Below are 19,130 nucleotides of genomic sequence, written 5' to 3'. Positions count from 1 at the left end.
AGAATTTCCCCTGATTGATGCGGTGTTGTGGAGACCAAAAATTCAAGGGAGAAAGGTATGTCTGACCCATATTCAAATCTGGCCAACGAAGACGATGCGTTGCAGGCGCGTATTGCCGACGCAATGGATGCCCGTTGTTTGGAGCCTGCTCAGGTTGAGATCAGAAAAGCCTATCTCAGAGATCTTGATCTGCCTGAGGGAGCGTATGCAGTTGAGTTCGGTTCTGGCACTGGGCACGTTACCAACGACTTGATCGAGATGGCCGGTGCGACCAAGGCGCTGGGCATCGAGCCATCACCAATAATGGTTGAAAGAGCGCGGCAACGTTTTGACGGAAAACCATCTTTGAGGTTTGAGGTTGGTGATGCAAGGAATACAGGGCTTCCATCCTCATCTGTTGACCTGGTGTTGATGCACACACTGTTGTGCCATGTTCCCGATCCGCAAGACGCCGTTCGCGAGGCACACAGGATACTCAAACCGGGCGGTTTGGTTGCCGTCTGCGATGGCGACTATGATACGGCGACGGCCCAGATTGCAGATTTCGACCCGTTGGATCAGCTTGTCCGCTTTATGATCAACCAGAATGTCACCAATCTTTGGGTCATGCGTCAGATCGGAGAGTTGCTGGGTACCGCAGGGTTCGAACTTGGCCGACGCTGTGGACATGGCTATGTGGCCGAAGGCGAAGCCGGGTATTTCCTGACAGTGATAGATCGCGGGGCGGACCGAATGGTCGAAACAGGTGTCCTTTTCCCTCAGACAGCAGAAGCGCTGAAAGCAGAAGCACGCAGTCGCGTTTCAAGTAACACGTTTTTTGGTTTCATGTCCTATGTCAGTCAGATTGCCAGAAAGCCAATCGGGTGATCAAACTAATTGCATTTTTCAGCGACAAGGTCGTTTTGAGAACGGCGGATTAACACTTGAATATATCCGGTCCGAGTGTCCGCCGGGCAGGTCGCAGCTCCATAGTTTGAGGTTTGGCGGCCCCATGAGATGGCAAGGGATTTCTTCTAAACGCTCTTCTGTTTAACGCTTCCCTGCTTAGAACTCGGCGGACCGAAATCATAGAAACAAGGGTGGTCACGATATTGGAGATGTATGGATGGTGCTGCTGGAGAGAATTGAACTCTCGACCTCTCCCTTACCAAGGGAGTGCAACACCATATCCGTCACCAGCACAACATCACTTGCAAGACGCACAAGCTGCGATCCACCGCCACCACCAACACCCAACGCATGACGCAGAAGTGCCCATTTTGTCAGTGGGTTGAGTGTCGCATGCCGTACCATGAAGTGCAACATGCGGCATGTTCAGCAGTGCACGTGACATGCAAGGCAAACACACGATGTGATGTGCCAAACATTGTCAGAAGTGCAGTGCGGTGCAGCGGAAGTGCAGCGGAAGAACCAGAGCACCTGTGATCAATCCTTGCTGGACTTCAGCAACACTCCCCCGCCCAAACCCAAAACCCAGTTCCCTGCGCGGTGGCCCTGCAGGGGTGATGTCATGCGTCCCCCTGTATGGCTGTTATCTGATCCCACTTATCCAACCTGTCCAACATTTCTCTTTAGTTTTGTTTGAAGGCACCACGGCTAGTAACGAACTAGGCCGCCCTATTTAAAGCAAACTTCAGAGCGAGGTTGCCTAGGTCGGATAGGTTGGATCATGCTTCCACCGTCCGGCAATCTTATTGTAGGAGACATCCTAGAAGATCGGTCGGCTGTCTGCTTCGAGCCCAAAGCTGCCGGTTCTCGAGACGCCCCAATTTCTTGGAGCGTCCATATGCGCCATAAGACATTTGCTCGTCTGGTCTAAACTTCCAAGACTACTCCACGAGTTCCAAGTCACCGGGCCGCCAGCTTTTGTCGAACCACGGTTCAAGTGGGCCGTAAAGACGCATCATGACATTGAAGCTTCGTCCGGGGACCGTTTGCGCCCAGTTGTTTTCCCAACCTTCAGGCGCTTCCGGTCCGAAATAAATGCTGAAGCTACCATCATCGTTCGGCTTGATTCCGGGCCTGTTGGAGTCGATCCCTCCGGCTTGTTGGTCCGTTTCCAAGATCGAACGAGTCTGCCCACTATAGAGCATAAACGACGCAAAGTTTTTGGCAGGAACCGGCGCGGGAAGCGTTACCTTGTAGGTCTTTGAACCATCGAGGTACTCACCATCTTTGTCGCGGGCCGTCATCGCGTACACTGAACCAGTGCCGACTGGCGGGGCGGTCATGGCAGGTGTGATACCGGTAGCCATGTAGAAGAAGTACGTCCGGTCGTCGAGAATACGCGCGCCATCCTCTAGGAACAAATAGCTTTGACGCTGGAACGGCGAATTCCATTGACGATCTTCATAGAAATACACGCCCGGATCGCGTGAGGCGTATGTGATGGCACGCGCTGTTGCGTTTGCGATGGCGGCTGCTTCTTTGAAGATGCCCTTCATTCTGGCATCCGGTTCGAACGGTTCGCCTTTCTTGATGCCAATGGAAGCAAATGTCCCAACAATTTCCGGATCAAAAGCGCCGACCGGATTGTTATCCAAAGCTACATGAATCTCCTCGAAGAAGTCTTCGTTGTTGGCATGGACAGTGTTGTGCTGAACGCCGGAGATATTGATGAAATTCTCTGGTGGCGGATTATCGGCTGCGCTGAGCGGATAGATATTCAATCCGGCCTTGATCTCTGCAACTGGTCCTGTTGTGTCACCATCTGCTCCGGGGGAACGACGCAGCAGCAACCAGTGTTCATTTGTTCTTGTACGAAGTTCAAAATACCCTTCTGGCACTGCAGTTTCATCGTCGTGATGCATCAACAGGTATTTCCCGCCTTCGCCTTTGTCTGCACCAAGCGCGCCAATATCGGCGACGTAGTCGAACCCGGCATCGTCCAACAGACCCAACATGCCTGCCGGCACCTCGATGACCATCGGGCCTTCGGAGATATCAACGTTGGAACCAACGTAAATTGTCGTTGTGTTTGGCGTCAGCCAGATTGATCTGGCATCCAATAAGTTCTCTGCAATGACGACATCATTTGGTTGTGCGCCTACATCTTCATAACCTTGGAACATTCCACGCAGAGACGCGATTTTCATGCCATCAAGAAAAGCAGTAGTTGCGCGCATCAAGTCCAGATTGTCGAAGACTTTCTCAACCGTAGCTGGTGAAGGCATGCCATCGAAAAACTCAAGTGTGCCAAGTGTCTCTGTTTCCACTCTATCCGGTGTCAAAACGTTTTCAGGTACTATTGCAGCAAACTCTCTGTCGGATTGGGGAGGCAATGCGACTTGTTCGTTTGTACCCTCATTCTGTTGTATCATGTCTTCGTTCAACAAAACGAACTCCACGCGCCGGTTCAGCGCGCGTCCTTCTTCGGACAAGTTCGAGGCGACAGGCGCGATTGGACCTGCGCCCATGGCGACCAGACGTTCCGCTGCGACGTTGTAGGGTTCGCCCATCAGTGCATTGCGTACGGCCGCCGCACGGCGCTCAGCGAGGTCAATGTTGTAAGCAAAGTCACCCACCGAGTCCGTATGGCCCACGATCGCCAGTCGCATTTCAGGCAGCGTCGCCATCGCGCTGGCAACTTTGAACAACACCTCTGGGGACGTGCCGGTCAGCGCGTCACTGTCGGTCTCAAAAAAACCGCCGCTCATTGAGACGCGACCATCTTCGCGCAAAGCGGACACAACCGCTTCATCTGTCAGTTCACCGACCGCTCGTGCTCTTTCTTGGCCAAATTGTTGCGCATGAAGTGGTCCCGTAGTGACTGCGAGTGCAATCGCAATCGCTGTCATACAAGTCTTTACGTTTCTCATTTTGCTTCTCCCATTTTTGCCTTTGTGCGCTTTTCGCGACTTGGCACTTTAGTGTTTGTTTTGGAGAGACGGCGTCCCGAGGTATACACCGCCTCTCCAATTGCTGACCAATTGGTTGGTGCCAATACCGGTCAGTGTCCGAATTCAATTGCCAAAAAGTTCAGCTACTCGACCTTCTTGAGATCTCCGAGCATCCAGCCGCTTTCCAGCCAGCCCTCTTCAGGGCCGTAGAGGCGGAACAGGAGGAAGTAGGGCTCGGTGGTTGGGATCCAGTTGCTTTCCATGCCCTCTGGCGCTTCAGGCCCGAAGTAGATGTCGTAAGAACCATCTTCGTTTGCTTGCATCGTGTCGGTGTCGCGCTCTGAAAGTCCCACAGGATCGACGTTGCGGATGAAACTCTTGGTCTCCATCGAATAGACAATGACTGACCAGAAATCCTCGGCGGGTGTGTCTGCTGGCACGTTCAGCTTGTAAGTCTGATTGTGGTCATACATCTCACCTTCGCTGTCGCGCAGCCCAGTTAAGTAGAACGTCCCGCCGCCAAGTTTTTTCGGCAAATAGGTAATCCAGAAATAGCTTCCGCCCGCACGGGCATCGACAAGCACCTCGGTTTCGGTTTCGTACGGGAAACCTGCTTCAGGTTGACCCTCAGCGAAGTCCCAGATCAGCCATTGGCTTTTCATATCCCCGTTTTCATCCACCCAAAGCGGTATCATCGCCTTACCGGGTGTTACGAAGTACTTCTGCATCGAGGCATAGGCCAACAACAGCCCCTCTTCCATCGCCTGTAGCTGCTGTTCCGTTGGTTCGAACGGCTTACCTTTCTCAATGCCAAGGTCCTTAAGAAGGTTCACCATGACCTTATCTTGAGGGCGGACCGGATTGTTCTGGACGTAGTCGTTTAGGTCCTGAAAGAAGGTTTCGTTGTAATAAGGCAGCGAGTCGTAGGGTACTTCCGACGCTTCGTGATAGGTGTTTGGCGGTGGGTTATCGGCCTCCGAAAGGTAATAGACCTTGATTGTCTGCGCATATTCCGCGGCATCTGCATCTGTTCCCCCATTGGTCAGCTTTGGACGGAATGAAAATCCGTACTCATAGGTGTCAGTCTCAAACGGAAAATACCCAGCTTCGGTCAGTTCCTCGATCGACATGTCACCGTCATAGTCGGGTGGTAGCATGAGATATTTACCACCCTCTCCTTTGTCGAACCCGTCCGGACCAACATCGGCAATCGGCACGTCCCAAGCGTTCACAATCGTACCGAAGTAATTAACCTTGTCGGTTGCCGCCGGGACCTCGATCACCAACGGCCCGGGCTCAGACGTCATCGAGGCCCATGCGTAAGCTGTCACATCATTGGCCGTCAGAAACCCGTGTTTGGAGTCGAACGGTTTATTAAGGTACACAATGTCGTTGTAGTCTCCGCCCAGATCGCGGCGAATACCTTTCAGGAAATCAATCATACCAGCGGCGGGCATTCCCCAGATTGCGGTTTGTGTCGCGCGCTGGACCATAATTTTGTATTCGATGTCTTCGACCTGCGCCGAGCGCGCGAGGATGTCGCCTGTGTCGTTAAATTCCTGCGCCTCGACCTGAGCAGCGGCGCTGCCGACGCAAACGGCCGCAACCAAACACTTGGTCGATAAGTTTGTGAACAATGTGCCCATCTGTTTCATTCGTGACTACTCCCTTGAGATTTTTGGGAGACTTGCACATCCGGAACGCAGATGCGTATCATTTCACGACAGATGTTTCTTTGGGGATCTCAATGACGCTACCACCGATGATTTCAGCGAAGGCGCTCGGCGCGATGCCGCAGTTTGTCTACGAGGTCGCCGGTGAAAAACGATTAGAGAAGGCCATGGAGGCCGCTGCCCTTCCGCATCACTTTATCGAAGAACGGTCGGGGTACATTTCTGAGCATTCATTGGCGACATTCGTCGAGCAGGCGGCTCGATCGGCGGGCCATCAAAACATTGGCTTGCTTTGGTCTCCTTACCTAACAGTCGCAGACTACGGGCTTTGGGGAGAGTATGTCCTGTCCGCGCCTACGTTGGGAAACGCACTACGTCGCGCAACATCAGTTATGCCTTTCCACTCATCAGTTGATCGCGCATGGCTGGAAGCCTCTGGCCGACGCTCGCGCTACTGCTACAAATTCGGAATGCCGGAGCACCCCGCTTATGCTGATATAGCTTTTTCCGCGATCGGCGTTTTCCTGAGTATTTTTCGCGAGTACTTAGGGAGGGGATGGACGCCTACCGCAGTTCTCTTGGATTTTGCAAAAGTACCGAACTCGGTCGAAGTCGAGGACACATATGGGTGTCCCATAGTTTGGAACGCACCAAGGTTAGGTGTGGAATTCGAAAGCTCATTGTTTTTGGTCGAGAACAGAAGGCAATATCGTGTTCGCGGTTTTGTGACGGTTGACGATGTTGCGAGGGAACGCGTCGGTGGTCCACCTGAAACAATAGCTGGTCAGGTTGCCGCAATAGCCCGACAGCAACTCCACCACAAAGAAATCTCGGTTGACGCAACAGCTCGCGCACTCGGGCTTGGTGTTCGCACTCTTCAAAGGAAGCTAGATGAAGAAGGCGCGCAATTCCGTCGCATAGTAACCGATGTTCGCGTAAGCCGGGCGAAAGAGTTACTTTCATCGCAGTCTGGCACCATCGCCGATATTGCTACTGCGCTGGGATACGAGACCGCCAACAACTTCAGTCGTGCATTTAAGACCGCCACTGGCGTCTCGCCATCTGAGCACCGAATACTTGGGCGCGATAGGTTCTAAACCGTCTGAAAATGCTTTAGCACCACCGACGGCTTTGTCCGCTGAACGGTCGTATATCTGGACTATCTCGAACGTCCGGACTCGGCAGAAGCAGTCAATCGCAGAAAACGAACAGGAGTCACCGTGCGCCACCAAGGCGTTACTGCGTCGTTTTGGGTGTTCGTTGCAGCAACCACGCAACTCAACCAGACACAGTCCGCCAATCTAAGTGTCGCGTAGCCAACTGAACTGAGGGCACGTCCATCTGCCGGTGTTCGCGAGCGGCTTCTCGCCACCTTTGATCCAGCCATTCCGCAAGTCGTATGGCTTCGCCGTAACGTCCAGTCGCCTGTAACCACGCCGCTGCGTCTCGTAAGGACATGATGACTCGGTTGTTCGAGATGCGCTTTGCGGGCGGTCCCTTACCTCTCGCTCGAGACATTCGAAGTGTGTTTGGCTTAATCCCAGTAACCCGGCAGAATTCATGAGCGTAGATGGTGCCGTCGTATCGGATCATCTGGGTTAGCGTAGGGGCAGAAGCGATTGCAGCACCTGAGTGCCCGGCTGAACTCGGCGCGTGGCCTGTCGCTGTATCGCTGGCGCTCTCTGTTCTTGGCATCTTGCCTCCTGCCTTCGAAGGCTCTGGTTGGATCTGATCAACTGGGTGCAATGGTATCATCAGTCGGCATGATTGCCATGCTTGGCCGCTAATGATCCGACATATCCAACCTATCCAACTTGAATAAGATATTGACCGATAACTATCCCTCCCATGGAGTAGTAATTCTCTTACGCAACTTCGTACTTATGTCTTCCAAGTTGGATATGTTGGATAGAAAATGGACCACAATACGCGGTAGAGGCAGACACGGTAATGCAGTGTAAGCCATTGTCCCACAACACTTTTATATTGACATCGGATGAAACATCATACACCATGAAGACACCGCACTTCAAAGTGTGAGATGCCTCTCGGGTCAGGCTCGAAGGCCATAACCGCAGGAAACTGCGAGACCAGCATGTGACACTATCGATCACTGCGGATTCACCAATAATCAGAAGCCGGGGCGAGGTGCTGTTGTATCTCCGCCGTTAGAAAGGAATTCGCCATGAACGCGAAGACTTATTCAATCGATGAATTCTGCCATGTCTTTGGTCTTAGCAGATCGTCGTTCTACCGACTGCGGAAAGCCGGATTGGGTCCGCGTGTTGCCCGGATCGGGGGCCGTGTAGTCGTTCCCGCTGCCGCTGCTGACAAATGGCTGGCTCAGTACACTGAAGCTGCAGTCTAAAAGAAACCCGCCAACTCTAGATGAGCAGCGGGTCAGGTCACGTCTGAGACAAAAGTAACCAGAAACTTCTCGCTATTCAACTTCAGTTGGCCCCGGGAAAGGGACCAAAATGGCCAAGCTTCCTGAAACCAGGGAAGAGGTTATCTTCTACATGAACCGACGGTATGCGGTCGTGCCAGTAGGTGGAAAAGTCTTCATCGTCGAAATCGCGGAAGATCCAGTTCTGAGACGCAAACGAGTCAATTTCTTTAGTGAGCGCGCCTTACGCCTAAAGCTCTCAAACCGGGTTATTGAGGTGTACAGGAATGGACGCACCGAACCCGACTATGTGTCTTGGGTTGATGTCTGGCTAAACAGCGGAAATCGGCGGCAATACCGGGGCGTCGTATTCGATCCACAACATGGGCATAACAGCTTTCTTAATTTATGGTTTGGCTTCTCGGTTGAACCTAAATCCGAAGATGCGAGCAGATTTCTCTCTTTTGTGCGAGAGGTCATCTGTAGTTCTGACGAACAAGCGTATCAGTATCTCATGTCGTATTTCGCACACATGGTACAACGGCCACGTGAACTACCAGGCACGGCTATCGTCCTACTTGGAAGCCAAGGCGTAGGCAAAGGCTTTTTTATGCAGCAAATGGGTGCGCTTGTTACGAACCACTACGTCCAGATAACACAGGCAAAACACTTGCCCGAGGCTGACACTTCGGTGTAGCTCTCTGGCTGCTCCATGACGGGTTTCAGCCACTCGGCGGTGATGTCGCCTGTGTCGGGATCGCGGACCTTGTCAAAGTCGGCGACGACCATGGCCGATCCGGCGCGGGGCAGGTATCCGACGCCAAACCTGACAACATGGTCGAAGGGAACGGCGCGGTCTTCATTGGCGCGGTCGATCTTGGCATTGATCTCGTCAATCCATTTATTCAGGTCATTGGCCTTCTGCGCGGCCTTGGCCCGATCTAGGAAAGCGGCCTGTTCGCGGTCACAGGGGAAGCCTGTTGCGGCGTTCACCGGCACCTTCGTCGTGGTCGTTTCGGCCGCCACACACCAGTTCTTTTCGGCTTTTGCGGTGTCCCATGCGGAACCCTCAGGCAAGCGTTTCACGCCTGATTGGTTAACTTGCTCGGCGAGCTTCCCGACTTTGTCTTCGGACATTTCAGACTAAGAGATTTTCGATTACGTCTCCGGTTGGAAGCCCGTCCGCCCAGCGCAGGACATCCGCGCCACGGTACCGGATTTTGCGTTCACCGATGCGGACGTACTGAGGGCCCGTGCGGTTTGCGCGCCAGCGCCGTACGGAATGGACCGACACTCCGCAAAACGCGGCAACATCGTGGTCGGTGTAAAGGCGATCTGGGATTATTTGCATTGTCTTCTCCTCTTGGGGGAGCAGACAATCACAGCACACTACACCCCCTGTGGTTTCAGGGTAGGCGAGGGTGCCGATTGGCCTCTTACAAGCTATGCCTCTTGCATAGACGAAGCAAATGGTGTCGTCAACGAATCAAGAGTCACCAGTGGAGGCGTTTTGAGTTGCAGCATGCAAAATAGAGCGTACCCGGGCGCGCTAGTCTCTGAAATTCCTTCCAGAAATTGATCCTACTCTCGCGGAAGGGTTCCGATTGGAGGCCGAGGAGTGGGAGCTTTAGAAGGCGGAATTTGGTGACAGTTCTTTCGATTAGGCGATCTTTTAGGGCAGCGGTCCGCTACATAGCGGACATTGGAATAAGGGCGTCTTATGGCCGCATTGAGCCCAAAGCGGTCAAGCATTGCAAGTTGGTGCGCTGAGACGCATTGAACGGCTGCTCTGCGCTCCAAAAACGGATGTTCAGCCAGTCCAAAGGCGTCGAAACACCGCGAGTACCCGTTTTGCATACAACGTCGACTTCCCAAAAATCATAGTTGGTAAGAAATGGTGCCACCGCAAATTGTAGTTGCGACATTGGTTTCAGAAATCTGTTCTGATGGCATCTCAAGTATGTTGCGGTCCAAAATGGTGACGTCTGCCATGTAGCCTGTTTTTAGTTTTCCTTTTCGATGCTCATTGAACTCCAGCCACGCATTTTCGCTAGTGTACGAAGCAAGGGTTTCCAAAAGTGTCTGGCGATTGTCTGCCCATGGTTCAGGAAGCGTCAAGCCGTGCACGGCTCCGAAAACCGTCATCATCGTGTCTACCGGCACTACGGGCCAATCCGTTGAGAAACACACACGCGCCCCGGTGTCGCGAATTTTACGCCAGGCAAATGCGAAGGGGATCTGCGCCTCGGACAGAATGTCGCCAGCTGGATATGGCTTGAACAGACCGCCAATCGGCGCATGCAGCGGTTGAAGCGACGCGACAACCCCCAATTTGGCCAATCGCGGCAAGTCGGACGGATCGATGACTTCAATGTGTTCGATCCTGTGACGACTATCGCGCACACCATTGACTTTGCGGGCAACTTCGTAACCATCCAGGGTTCGGCGCACGGCCCCGTCGCCGATTGCATGGACGCTGATTTGCAATCCCATACCGTCTGCCTTTATACACGCCTCATTGAAGTGTTCGGCGTCGAAAACCGCGTCACCGACGCTGTCAGTTTTGCCGGGGTAGGAAGCCAGCATTAATGCGGTGTAGCTGTCCAAAACACCATCCATGAACATCTTCACCCTGCCAGACCAGACCATGTCGGACGCAAACCGGCGTTGCATATCGGCCGCTTCTTCCAACCGATCTAGCGGGTCGAAATTCTTCAGATGCATTGGAACCTGTACGCGGTTTCGCAGAAGACCTTCAGCCTCCAGTTCGCTCAACAGCTCTAACTGGTAGTAATTCCCGTCCATATTGTGCAAACCGGTAATACCGTGGCTCGCGCAGTGTTTAAGACCACGCAGAATTACTTCTTTGTCAAACGCGCGTTCTTGGGCAGTAGCCGGTGGTTCGGGATCCGCACCGGTGACATATCCAAGAAGGTCTCGGCCGCCCAGCCGCGATAGTCGCAGCACAGGGCCAAAGGCTCCTGTCTCATTCAATTGTCCCGAGGCGGATCCATCTTGCGCCATTACTATTTCGGAGCCTTCGGGAACCGGGCCTCCACGAAGAATGCCAGCTCGCTCCAAAGCGACGGTATTGGCCCAAACAGTGTGATGGTCTGCGGACATCAGGGCCACCGGGCGTTCTGGCAGGACACTGTCCAAATCATGACGCGTGGTTGTCTTGCCTGGCCCCAAAATATCGTAGCTTGCAGCGACGCCCATCAACAGCGGATCATCCGGCCGCTCGACTGCGAAGTTACGAAGAGCAGTGGCGAGCTCGTCGCGACCCTTCGTTTCACGCAAATCCAGCATATCTAGCTCGGCTGCGCCGCCAAAAAGGTGTACGTGGCTATCAATGAAGCCGGGCATGACCGTACCGCCGCGCGCGTCGATTACTTTCGTTTTAGAGTCTGAAAGAGCACGGATATCAGACGTTGATCCTATGGCTGATATCACGCCGCCTCGTATCGCCAAAGCTGTGGCATCGGCCATCGCCGGATCAAACGTCAAGAGCGCTCCGTTTAGAATGATCAGATCGGGTGTCGACGTCATTCTGATCCCTTTTTTGGCTAAAATGACTTGTCAGCCGAGATTGCGAACGATCGCTTCGCAAGCGCGAACGGCATCGTGACTGTAGGACTGGATCAGGTAGTCTGGCCAGCTTGACATCTTAACGACAACCACATCGGCCTCCTGGTCAATGAAGATCAACTGACCAAAAACGCCGCGGGCCATAAAGACGCCTTTGTCTGCTTCGTGCACCCACCAAAAGCGCCGGTATGCCCCACAAGGGGACAATAGGTCGTATGGATCGCCAAATTTCGAATGATCGGCCCCTCGGCAAATCCCATCAACCCATTCGGACGGAACAACCTGATGACCGCCGACACGGCCGCCTTCTGCCATCATTCTGCCAAAGCGGGCGTAGTCTCTGAGTGTCGCATTAAACCCACCGTCTGCCAACGCCGTGCCTGCATCATCGACAGTAAAAAATCCGGCGTGTTCGCATCCGATCTTTTGCCAGATTCTGTCTGAGAGCAACGTCGCCAGGTCTGTGCCGCCGACCCGTTCCAACACCCAGGCGATCACATCTGTTTCAATGGATCTATAAGAAAAACTCAACCCGTGAGGACGCTCTTTCGGCAAGGTCAGTATTACGTCGCGGATTGTTGGTTTGATTTCACCCCTGCGTACTGGCCGCCACCCGGACGCTATATCCACCCGTGTCATGTCACTCTCTGGTAGCCCGTAATCTTCGCTGAAGCGAACGCCCGATTGCATGTCTAGTGCTTGATCGACGGTGCACTCGGAGTAACCGCACTCTGCCAAATCTGGCACGATGTCTTTTAAAGGTGCTGACAGGTCAAGCAGGCCTTCCCCATGCAGAACTCCTGCCAAAGCGCCGATAATGGATTTTGAGACCGACTGACCCAGATGAGCAGTCTCGGGCCTCATATCGTTGAAGTAGTCTTCGGTTGCGATCTTATCACCCTTCAAGACCAAAAGACCGTCTGTGTAGCTTTCTCTAAGCCATTGATCAACAGTCAGACGTTGTCCATCGAATGAGTCGAATTCGACGTTGGATAGATCAAGTATGTTTTCTCCAAACTGGCGTGGCTTTTTCGCTGGCGGGACTTCGACAGTTGGAAACAAACCGCGCATATTCTGGAATGACCAGCGGTTGAAAGGGGCAAGGTCCCAGTTATCCTGTGAGGGCCGCTTTTCGGGCGGCGGCGGAAACCCCTGCATGATCCCAATTTCGCGCGCCGTCTTAGGCATTATAGTGCTTTTGCTGCTGTGCATGATCCATGCTCCCGCCGTGCGACCCGCCAATCGAGCCACAATCCGGTTGTGCGGTGCCTGTATTTAGGCACCGCGACTGGGTGAGTTGATTTACTGCTTCAGACGCGTCCAGACCTTATTGTAAAGGTCAACTACGTCCTGCTCACAAGGCTGGACAAAATCTGGAACTGGGGCACCAGCGGGCATCACGATCTCAGGTGCTTCCAACATTTCCGCATCCATGAACTTCTCTGAACCGTTGATGCCATTGGCGTATCGGGCGAAGTTCGATGTCATGGCGGCGTTTTCCGGATCCATCATGAAGTTAACGAACAACTTTGCGTTTTCCATGTTGGGAGCATCGGCAAGAACGGCAACGTTGTCCATCCAACCGGTAAACCCTTCTTTGGGATAGGCGTAAGTCAGTGTAGGTCGATCTGCTCTTGCACGCATTGCAGCACCGTTCCAGCTTTGCGACAAGTCCACGTCTTTCGATGTCAACTTTTCGATGACCGAATAGTCCATCGTGCGCCAATCGGCTTTGGCCTTGAGGAGCAGTTCCAACAGTTCTTTCATTTGTTCCTGATCGGAGTTGCAACGAGGATAGCCGAGGTAACGCAGTCCGGCGTTTATGACATCGTTCATGTCATTGAGCATGTTAATGCGCCCTTTGAGTTCTTCGGGCGTGTCAAAGATCAAAGCCAAAGTGTCAATGTCGCCGCCATAGACTTCGCTGTCTACGGTAAAGCTGGTAGTACCCCACTGGTAGGGAACAGAATACTTTCGGCCTGGGTCCCAATAAACGTCAACCCAATCCGGGTTCATGTTCTTAAAGTTCTCCATTTCGGAAGCGTTTATTTCGGCTAAAAGACCTTCCTTTACCATGATCGCGATCATGTAGTCGCCTGGGACAACAATGTCGTAACCAGTGTTGCCTTCTTTGACCTTGGCCAGCATGGTTTCGTTACTGTCATAGCCGTCAAGCGTGACTTCGATATCATACTGTTCTTCGAATTTCTTCACCATGTCGGGGTTGGTGTAGTTTCCCCAGTTGTAGATGTTCAGTTTGCCTTCGGCATGTGCCGCAACGGTGCTAAGTGCCAATGCAGAAACGGCGACCGCTTTGAGTAACTTCACTTTCATGTTTTGTCCTCCGTAAGGTTTTGGTGCCCCATGCAGTTGGGGTTCTGATTATCTTCGTTTGCGTTGTAGAATGAATGTCAGCGTCACCATGGCTACAGTGACACCGATAAGGATTGTCGATACTGCATTGACCTCGGGTGTCACACCACGCCGGATCTGGCCGAGAATGTAGATTGGAAGAGTTGTTTCCCCGGGCCCAGCAACCAAAAGCGTAATAATTACATCGTCTAGGGAAACCACGAAAGCCAGCATGGCGCCTGCCACAACGCCGGGCATCAAGAGTGGCAGAGTCACGTGCCGGAAAGCTTGCCAGGGCGAGGCATAAAGGTCTGCGGCTGCCGCCTCGTACGTGATTGACATATCGGAGAGCCGAGCTCGGATCGGCATATAAGCAAAAGGTATACAAAAGACTGTGTGCGCCAGTACAAGCCAGCCAATTCCAGTAACGCCTGTCAGCTGGCGCAGGATCGAAAAGAACGACAAGGTTGCAATCGCCGTAACAATCTCTGGGATCATAAGTGGCTGGTTAATCAGGGCAATCGCGGCGGACTTTCCCAAATAATTTCCACAGCGTGTGGTGGCCAGCGCAGCCATTGTGGCGATTGTTGTAGCGAATACAGTAGCTGAAAACGCGACTTGTAAAGAGGTCATAGCGGCGTCACGAATGTCATCGTTCTCCAACGCGGCGGTGTACCACCTGAAACTGAACTCGGTCCATCGGACGACCGAGCGATTGTCGTTGAAAGAAAACACGATAAGAACAGCGATAGGCGCATAAAGCACAAGTAAGACAAGCCAGGAAATGCCAGTAAACAAAGGTTGCTTGCGCAACTCGCGTGACCCGGTAGAGCGAGAAAGTACGGAGACAAACTTAGCCATGACCACTCTCCCTAGCGGCTCCGACGCGCAGGCTGATCAAAAGGGAGATCAGAACCAAGGCCATCAGGATCAAAGCGGCCGCCGAACCAAAGGGCCAATTGCGACCGGCTCCGAATTGCAAGGCAATAAGATTGCCAATCATAAGTTTCTTGCCCCCGCCTAAGAGCTCCGGCGTGATAAAAGCACCGAGCGCCGGTACTAGTACGAGAACACAACCCGCGACGATACCAGGGCGGCTGATCGGTATTATGACATGGCGGAAAACCTGAACCCGCGATGCGTACAAGTCATGCCCGGCTTCGAGTAGTGAAAAGTTAAACTTTTCAAGCGAAGCGTAAATCGGCAAGATCATGAATGGTAAATAGCTATAGATCAGCCCAGCTAAAACTGCGCCGTCCGTATAGAGCATCTCCAGCGGTTCGCTGATTAACCCCAAATTCATAAGCACCAGATTCACAAATCCTTCATCGCGAACGATCAGCAATATCGAGTAGGTGCGGATCAGCAGATTTGTCCAGAAAGGTAAAGTAATCGCGAATAGCCAGAAATTGCGTTGTTCAGGAGGACGGGCCGCTATGAAGTAAGCGACGGGAAAGCCGAGGATCAAAGTGCCGACCATAGTGACAACGGCTAGCCCAAAGGAACGTCCGAAGATTTGGAGATAAGCGCTGTTGAAGGTCAGGGTGTCATCAAAGATATCCCTTTCGAACAGGAACTGAACGTAGGCGTCTGTTGAGAAAATCCATTCCACTCCGCCATACGTTCCTGGTTCAAGAAACGAATAGACCAGCGCGATCGATAGCGGAAACAGACCGAAAATACCAATGACCAGCAGCACGGGCACCAAAAGAAATAGCCGCGTTCTGCGGGTTTGCCGGGCACGTTCTTGTTGGGCTATGCGTAGCGAGGCACCTTTGTCCTGTGATATGCTGACAGCATCAGGCATCAGTCTTCCAGGACGTGCAGCTTGGACGTATCGCATTCAAGACCTATGCGCTTGCCCGATGGGAGCGGCGTGTCGACCTGTGCATGAACTTCACCACCATCGTCCAATCTCACCAGCATGCGTGAGCCTGCACCGAGGTAGGTGCTGTCGAGAACTTCACCCTTTAAAAATGCTGCGTTGGCTTCAACGACGCGGATCGTTTCTGGGCGTAACGCCACATGCACCCGACCGGGCTGCAGCGACTTGCTTGCGGTTTGTACCAGTATGGGAGAACTATTCTCGAACTTGATTTTTGCCAAGTCGCCATCATACGCCAATAGTTCGGCATTTACGATGTTGGTGTCTCCGATAAAATCCGCAACAAACCGGCTTTGCGGAGCGGTGTAGATCTCTTCGGGAGTGCCCACCTGTCGTACTGCACCTGCCGACATGACGGCAATTTGATCAGACATGGCCAGGGCCTCACCCTGATCATGCGTTACAAACACAAAGGTGATCCCGGTTTCGTACTGAAGCCGCTTTAGTTCGCTCTGCATACCCTTGCGCAATTTCAGGTCCAGAGCCGAGAGTGGTTCGTCCAGCAGCAGAACCTTGGGTCGGGGTGCCAGTGCGCGAGCCAACGCAACCCTCTGCTGCTGTCCACCGGACAATTGATCCACCCTGCGCGTCGCAAATTCTCCAAGTTGCACCAACTCCAGCATTTCCGCGACGGCGTTTTCGATCTCGGGCCTTGGACGTTTCAGCATTTCCAATCCAAAACCGACATTTCGCGCGACGCTCATATGCGGGAACAAAGCGTAATTTTGGAACACCGTGTTCACCGGCCGCTTGTGCGGCGCCAAATGGCCGATGGTCTCACCATCAAGCAGGATTTCGCCATCCGTCGGCAGCTCAAACCCGGCAATCAAGCGCAAAAGAGTCGTCTTGCCACAACCGGAAGGTCCTAAAAGTGTAAAGAAACTACTCTCAGGGATAGTTAGCGACACGTCACCCAAAGCTGTAACCGCAAACGCGCCTTCGCCAAAGCGTTTCGTCACATTTTTAACTTCGATCACGTTCTGACCCCGGTTTTGGACCTTCATGCGTATTAGGAATCAGACTAGGCCACCGAAGGGCGACCTGTGAATACCTCTAGAGAGCGATGCGTTTCTACCCCAAAGGGGGTAGACAGCTTAGTCGGTAACGAACTGTAAAAACATTGAAAAAAGTGCAGATTGGGATGAGATTCCCAGCTTTCTATAGATATTTTTACGATGCGCTTTTACCGTCTCTGGAGAAACATCCAGCAATAGTGCGATTGACTGGCTGGAATGGCCGCGCAGTAGGTTCTGCACTACTTCCACTTCGCGCTTTGTAAGGCCGTCACAGACCTTTTCTATCACCATTTTCAAATCTATCTGCCGGTCGGCATCCAGTGGTTCGGTTCTCGGACGGCGGTGAAAATGTTGCTCGCAGAGTGCCGCGATTACCGGATGCAACCGGGTTAGATTTCTTACATCACGAAGAGTAAACCGTTTTTTGTTTTCTACGGGGCCTAGGGAGAAGAACAGGGCTCCTCCGGGGAGCAAGACAAACACCGCCATCTCGTCCTTCAGCTTTAAGGATTTGTAGTAAATTCCATAGTAGTCTGAACTGGTGAAACGGTCTGGGGCGACGTCGCTCAGAACCATAACTGGTTCGTGACTGTCACCAATGAACCGCACAACGAACGGGTCCAAAAGCCACGCACGATCAAGCCAACGATCAATGACGACGGCCCGGCGCTCCTGCCGTACATTGTCGTAGATGTGACCCGGGGCGCGATTAAGATACAAGCGGCTGACAAAAGCACCATGAAACGGTGCAGCGCTGCGCATGAGATCAAGTAAGTCCTGTATGAAGTCTGGCGTCCCAACAGATCGGATTGCCTGGGCTAGCAAGCTGGTTTGAGACGCTTCTTCTTTCACATCGACCAATTTGAACCACCATGCGAGATAGATCTAAACCACTCTGACCAATCGAAATGGTTTTAGCAACAAACAGAGCGAACGACCCCATTGATATCGGCCCCGTCTTTCAATCGACGCACTTATTCTGCCTAATCTTTCGATTGGCGTGTCGTGATTTCCCACCAGCTTGTCCTTTGGTTCAGAAAGCTGTGTGCTGATGAAACAAGATTGTCTCGATCTCTGGTGTCGAGGCACCCAACCAGCAAAGCGACCGTTGGCTGATCATCTATTGCACCGATTGTGCTGCTGCAGTTCGGACAAAAGACGCGGCAGGACTTCCCGAAAGGCACCAACCTCTCAATCCACACGCAAGAGCATCTCGACGCAGTTGCCAGTGAACTTAACGAACGGCCGAGAATGACCTTGAATTACTTCTCACCCGCAGAGAAATTCGAGAAGTGTGTTGCGGCGATCTGTTGAATCGACACCACAAAACGGTCGTTCGAACCAATTTTCGCGAGTCACTGATCCCAGCACACTCCCGACGTTGTTCAGTGGCGCAGTATCTGACAGGATGGGCGGACAACCGACTTTCGCCGCTGGCGCGAAATGAACTCGCGCAAATCTCGAAAGCGGTCCTTCAGTCCTGAGGAACCCTGTAAATTGCCTCAGATGACCGGAAGGTGTCGATTACACCAATTGATATTCTATGCAGAAACCGTCTTGCGAGGGCGGGGAGCGGAAGCTCCCTGCGGCAAGCATCAAAGTCAGTTTTATGGAAACCGGGTGTGTGTGTCGGCACTGTCAGAATAACTTGGCTGGATCGGGGTCGGTCGCATACCTTCTGGCAATAACCAAACCCCGCCTCATTCAAATACTTCAAAACAAGTCCCGAGATCATTCGTCTTGCGGTGATGCTGTACATTCGTTTTCCGCTTTCGTTGCGAAATGTCGAAGACCCGCTGCACGAACGCGGGATCGATGTCAGCCATGAAACCGTTCGGTATTGGTGGAATACGTTCGGTCCTGTGTTCTCCTCTGAGATCCAAAGTAAAAGGGGTTCAGCAACTTCGAGCCTTTACAAGATGGAAGTAGCTCTTGGATTAGGTCTTCGTGAAAGTGAACGGCAAGAGGCACTATCTGTGGCGGACCGTGGATTATGAAGGTGAAGAAATTGAAAGTTTCGTGACGAAGACGCGCGACAAGAAAGCCGCCTTGAAATTCTAAAAGAAAGCAATGCGTAAGCATTGTTGCCCAGATGTATTCGTGACAGATATGCTGCGTTCTTATGGAGCGATACTAAAGATTATCGGTTTGGCCAAAAGGCAGGAAGTCGGTTGCTGGCTGAACAATCGAGCTGAGAATTCATACCTGCAATTCCGACGAAGAGAACGGGCCATGCTCCGCTTCAGGCGCATGCGAAGTTTGTAGAAGTTCGCCACCGTCCACGCTTCGATTTACAACCTCTTCAATTCGCAACACAGCCTCTGCACCAGACCAAATTTCAAATTGAACCGTGCTGCTGCTCTTGCTGAGTAGCGCGGTCTCAGCGCGGAG

At 52.7% G+C, this 19,130-nt stretch carries 15 protein-coding genes, 1 tRNA gene and 2 pseudogenes; 6 read left to right on the top strand and 12 right to left on the bottom strand.

What is annotated here, in order from left to right; translation table 11 throughout:
- The first annotated feature begins 57 nt into the window (after nt 1-57).
- Nucleotides 58-867 carry a methyltransferase domain-containing protein gene (locus tag GOV85_RS05855; RefSeq protein WP_171175895.1) on the top strand — a complete coding sequence of 270 codons (810 nt, stop codon included), beginning with the start codon at nt 58-60 and terminating at the stop codon, nt 865-867.
- 239 nt (nt 868-1,106) lie between these two features.
- Here GOV85_RS05855 and GOV85_RS05850 read toward each other — a convergent pair.
- The 3 genes from GOV85_RS05850 to GOV85_RS05840 form a co-directional block, all read right to left on the bottom strand.
- Nucleotides 1,107-1,180, bottom strand: a tRNA-Thr gene (locus GOV85_RS05850).
- Nucleotides 1,181-1,829: 649 nt separating this feature from the next.
- Nucleotides 1,830-3,818, bottom strand: a complete 1,989-nt coding sequence (locus tag GOV85_RS05845) for a DUF1214 domain-containing protein (RefSeq protein ID WP_170816809.1) — start codon at nt 3,816-3,818, stop codon at nt 1,830-1,832.
- 164 nt (nt 3,819-3,982) lie between these two features.
- Nucleotides 3,983-5,494 (bottom strand): DUF1214 domain-containing protein, encoded by a 1,512-nt coding sequence (locus tag GOV85_RS05840; RefSeq protein WP_217358271.1) that lies wholly within the window; start codon nt 5,492-5,494, stop codon nt 3,983-3,985.
- A 92-nt stretch (nt 5,495-5,586) separates the two neighbouring features.
- Here GOV85_RS05840 and GOV85_RS05835 point away from each other — a divergent pair, with 92 nt between their 5' ends.
- The 3 genes from GOV85_RS05835 to GOV85_RS05825 all read left to right on the top strand — a co-directional run bounded on the left by GOV85_RS05835 (nt 5,587) and on the right by GOV85_RS05825 (nt 8,595).
- Nucleotides 5,587-6,609, top strand: a complete 1,023-nt coding sequence (locus GOV85_RS05835) for an AraC family transcriptional regulator (RefSeq protein ID WP_171175893.1) — start codon at nt 5,587-5,589, stop codon at nt 6,607-6,609.
- A gap of 1,088 nt (nt 6,610-7,697) precedes the next feature.
- Entirely contained in the window at nt 7,698-7,880 is a 183-nt protein-coding gene (locus GOV85_RS05830) for an AlpA family transcriptional regulator (protein ID WP_170825388.1), read from the top strand.
- Between the two features lie 109 nt (nt 7,881-7,989).
- Nucleotides 7,990-8,595 carry a hypothetical protein gene (locus GOV85_RS05825; protein WP_171175891.1) on the top strand — a complete coding sequence of 202 codons (606 nt, stop codon included), beginning with the start codon at nt 7,990-7,992 and terminating at the stop codon, nt 8,593-8,595.
- Here the strand turns inward: GOV85_RS05825 and GOV85_RS05820 are convergent.
- From GOV85_RS05820 to GOV85_RS05780, 9 genes are all read right to left on the bottom strand, one after another.
- The gene (locus tag GOV85_RS05820; protein ID WP_171175889.1) at nt 8,541-9,035 is read right to left on the bottom strand and encodes a hypothetical protein; all 495 of its coding nucleotides are present in this window, start codon (nt 9,033-9,035) and stop codon (nt 8,541-8,543) included. The genes GOV85_RS05825 and GOV85_RS05820 overlap by 55 nt on opposite strands.
- Nucleotide 9,036: 1 nt before the next feature.
- Nucleotides 9,037-9,249 carry an AlpA family transcriptional regulator gene (locus tag GOV85_RS05815; RefSeq protein WP_170353308.1) on the bottom strand — a complete coding sequence of 71 codons (213 nt, stop codon included), beginning with the start codon at nt 9,247-9,249 and terminating at the stop codon, nt 9,037-9,039.
- Between the two features lie 527 nt (nt 9,250-9,776).
- Nucleotides 9,777-11,447 (bottom strand): amidohydrolase, encoded by a 1,671-nt coding sequence (locus tag GOV85_RS05810; protein WP_171175886.1) that lies wholly within the window; start codon nt 11,445-11,447, stop codon nt 9,777-9,779.
- Between the two features lie 30 nt (nt 11,448-11,477).
- Nucleotides 11,478-12,674, bottom strand: a complete 1,197-nt coding sequence (locus tag GOV85_RS05805) for a serine hydrolase (RefSeq protein WP_171175884.1) — start codon at nt 12,672-12,674, stop codon at nt 11,478-11,480.
- Nucleotides 12,675-12,788: 114 nt separating this feature from the next.
- Complete coding sequence (locus GOV85_RS05800; protein ID WP_171175882.1) at nt 12,789-13,820, bottom strand: extracellular solute-binding protein; 1,032 nt, start codon at nt 13,818-13,820, stop codon at nt 12,789-12,791.
- A gap of 48 nt (nt 13,821-13,868) precedes the next feature.
- On the bottom strand, nt 13,869-14,699 hold the full coding sequence (locus GOV85_RS05795; protein ID WP_171175881.1) for an ABC transporter permease: 831 nt from the start codon (nt 14,697-14,699) through the stop codon (nt 13,869-13,871).
- Nucleotides 14,692-15,645 carry an ABC transporter permease gene (locus GOV85_RS05790; RefSeq protein ID WP_171175878.1) on the bottom strand — a complete coding sequence of 318 codons (954 nt, stop codon included), beginning with the start codon at nt 15,643-15,645 and terminating at the stop codon, nt 14,692-14,694. The genes GOV85_RS05795 and GOV85_RS05790 overlap by 8 nt, the downstream gene beginning before the upstream one ends.
- Complete coding sequence (locus GOV85_RS05785) at nt 15,645-16,727, bottom strand: ABC transporter ATP-binding protein (protein ID WP_171175876.1); 1,083 nt, start codon at nt 16,725-16,727, stop codon at nt 15,645-15,647. Before GOV85_RS05785 ends, GOV85_RS05790 begins: the two co-directional genes overlap by 1 nt.
- 90 nt (nt 16,728-16,817) lie before the next feature.
- The gene (locus tag GOV85_RS05780) at nt 16,818-17,591 is read right to left on the bottom strand and encodes a LuxR C-terminal-related transcriptional regulator (RefSeq protein WP_348540103.1); all 774 of its coding nucleotides are present in this window, start codon (nt 17,589-17,591) and stop codon (nt 16,818-16,820) included.
- Nucleotides 17,592-17,900: 309 nt separating this feature from the next.
- On the opposite strand from GOV85_RS05780, the pseudogene GOV85_RS21500 reads away from it, so the two are divergent.
- A pseudogene (locus GOV85_RS21500) lies at nt 17,901-18,053 on the top strand (IS30 family transposase); the annotation flags it as partial.
- 416 nt (nt 18,054-18,469) lie between these two features.
- A pseudogene (locus GOV85_RS05775) lies at nt 18,470-19,112 on the top strand (IS6 family transposase).
- Nucleotides 19,113-19,130: the final 18 nt, after the last annotated feature.

Source organism: Ruegeria sp. HKCCA4633 (assembly GCF_013034605.1).
Lineage (GTDB): Bacteria > Pseudomonadota > Alphaproteobacteria > Rhodobacterales > Rhodobacteraceae > Ruegeria.
The sequence above is the reverse complement of the archived record's forward strand: the minus strand, read 5'-3'. Positions and strand labels throughout refer to the sequence as shown.

What these genes read in the sequence shown, in the direction of transcription:
- GOV85_RS05855 (WP_171175895.1), top strand. Translation starts at nt 58, where the DNA reads ATGTCTGACCCATATTCAAATCTGGCCAACGAAGACGATGCGTTGCAG.
- GOV85_RS05845 (WP_170816809.1), bottom strand. Translation starts at nt 3,818, where the DNA reads ATGAGAAACGTAAAGACTTGTATGACAGCGATTGCGATTGCACTCGCA.
- GOV85_RS05840 (WP_217358271.1), bottom strand. Translation starts at nt 5,494, where the DNA reads ATGAAACAGATGGGCACATTGTTCACAAACTTATCGACCAAGTGTTTG.
- GOV85_RS05835 (WP_171175893.1), top strand. Translation starts at nt 5,587, where the DNA reads ATGACGCTACCACCGATGATTTCAGCGAAGGCGCTCGGCGCGATGCCG.
- GOV85_RS05830 (WP_170825388.1), top strand. Translation starts at nt 7,698, where the DNA reads ATGAACGCGAAGACTTATTCAATCGATGAATTCTGCCATGTCTTTGGT.
- GOV85_RS05825 (WP_171175891.1), top strand. Translation starts at nt 7,990, where the DNA reads ATGGCCAAGCTTCCTGAAACCAGGGAAGAGGTTATCTTCTACATGAAC.
- GOV85_RS05820 (WP_171175889.1), bottom strand. Translation starts at nt 9,035, where the DNA reads ATGTCCGAAGACAAAGTCGGGAAGCTCGCCGAGCAAGTTAACCAATCA.
- GOV85_RS05815 (WP_170353308.1), bottom strand. Translation starts at nt 9,249, where the DNA reads ATGCAAATAATCCCAGATCGCCTTTACACCGACCACGATGTTGCCGCG.
- GOV85_RS05810 (WP_171175886.1), bottom strand. Translation starts at nt 11,447, where the DNA reads ATGACGTCGACACCCGATCTGATCATTCTAAACGGAGCGCTCTTGACG.
- GOV85_RS05805 (WP_171175884.1), bottom strand. Translation starts at nt 12,674, where the DNA reads ATGCCTAAGACGGCGCGCGAAATTGGGATCATGCAGGGGTTTCCGCCG.
- GOV85_RS05800 (WP_171175882.1), bottom strand. Translation starts at nt 13,820, where the DNA reads ATGAAAGTGAAGTTACTCAAAGCGGTCGCCGTTTCTGCATTGGCACTT.
- GOV85_RS05795 (WP_171175881.1), bottom strand. Translation starts at nt 14,699, where the DNA reads ATGGCTAAGTTTGTCTCCGTACTTTCTCGCTCTACCGGGTCACGCGAG.
- GOV85_RS05790 (WP_171175878.1), bottom strand. Translation starts at nt 15,645, where the DNA reads ATGCCTGATGCTGTCAGCATATCACAGGACAAAGGTGCCTCGCTACGC.
- GOV85_RS05785 (WP_171175876.1), bottom strand. Translation starts at nt 16,727, where the DNA reads ATGAAGGTCCAAAACCGGGGTCAGAACGTGATCGAAGTTAAAAATGTG.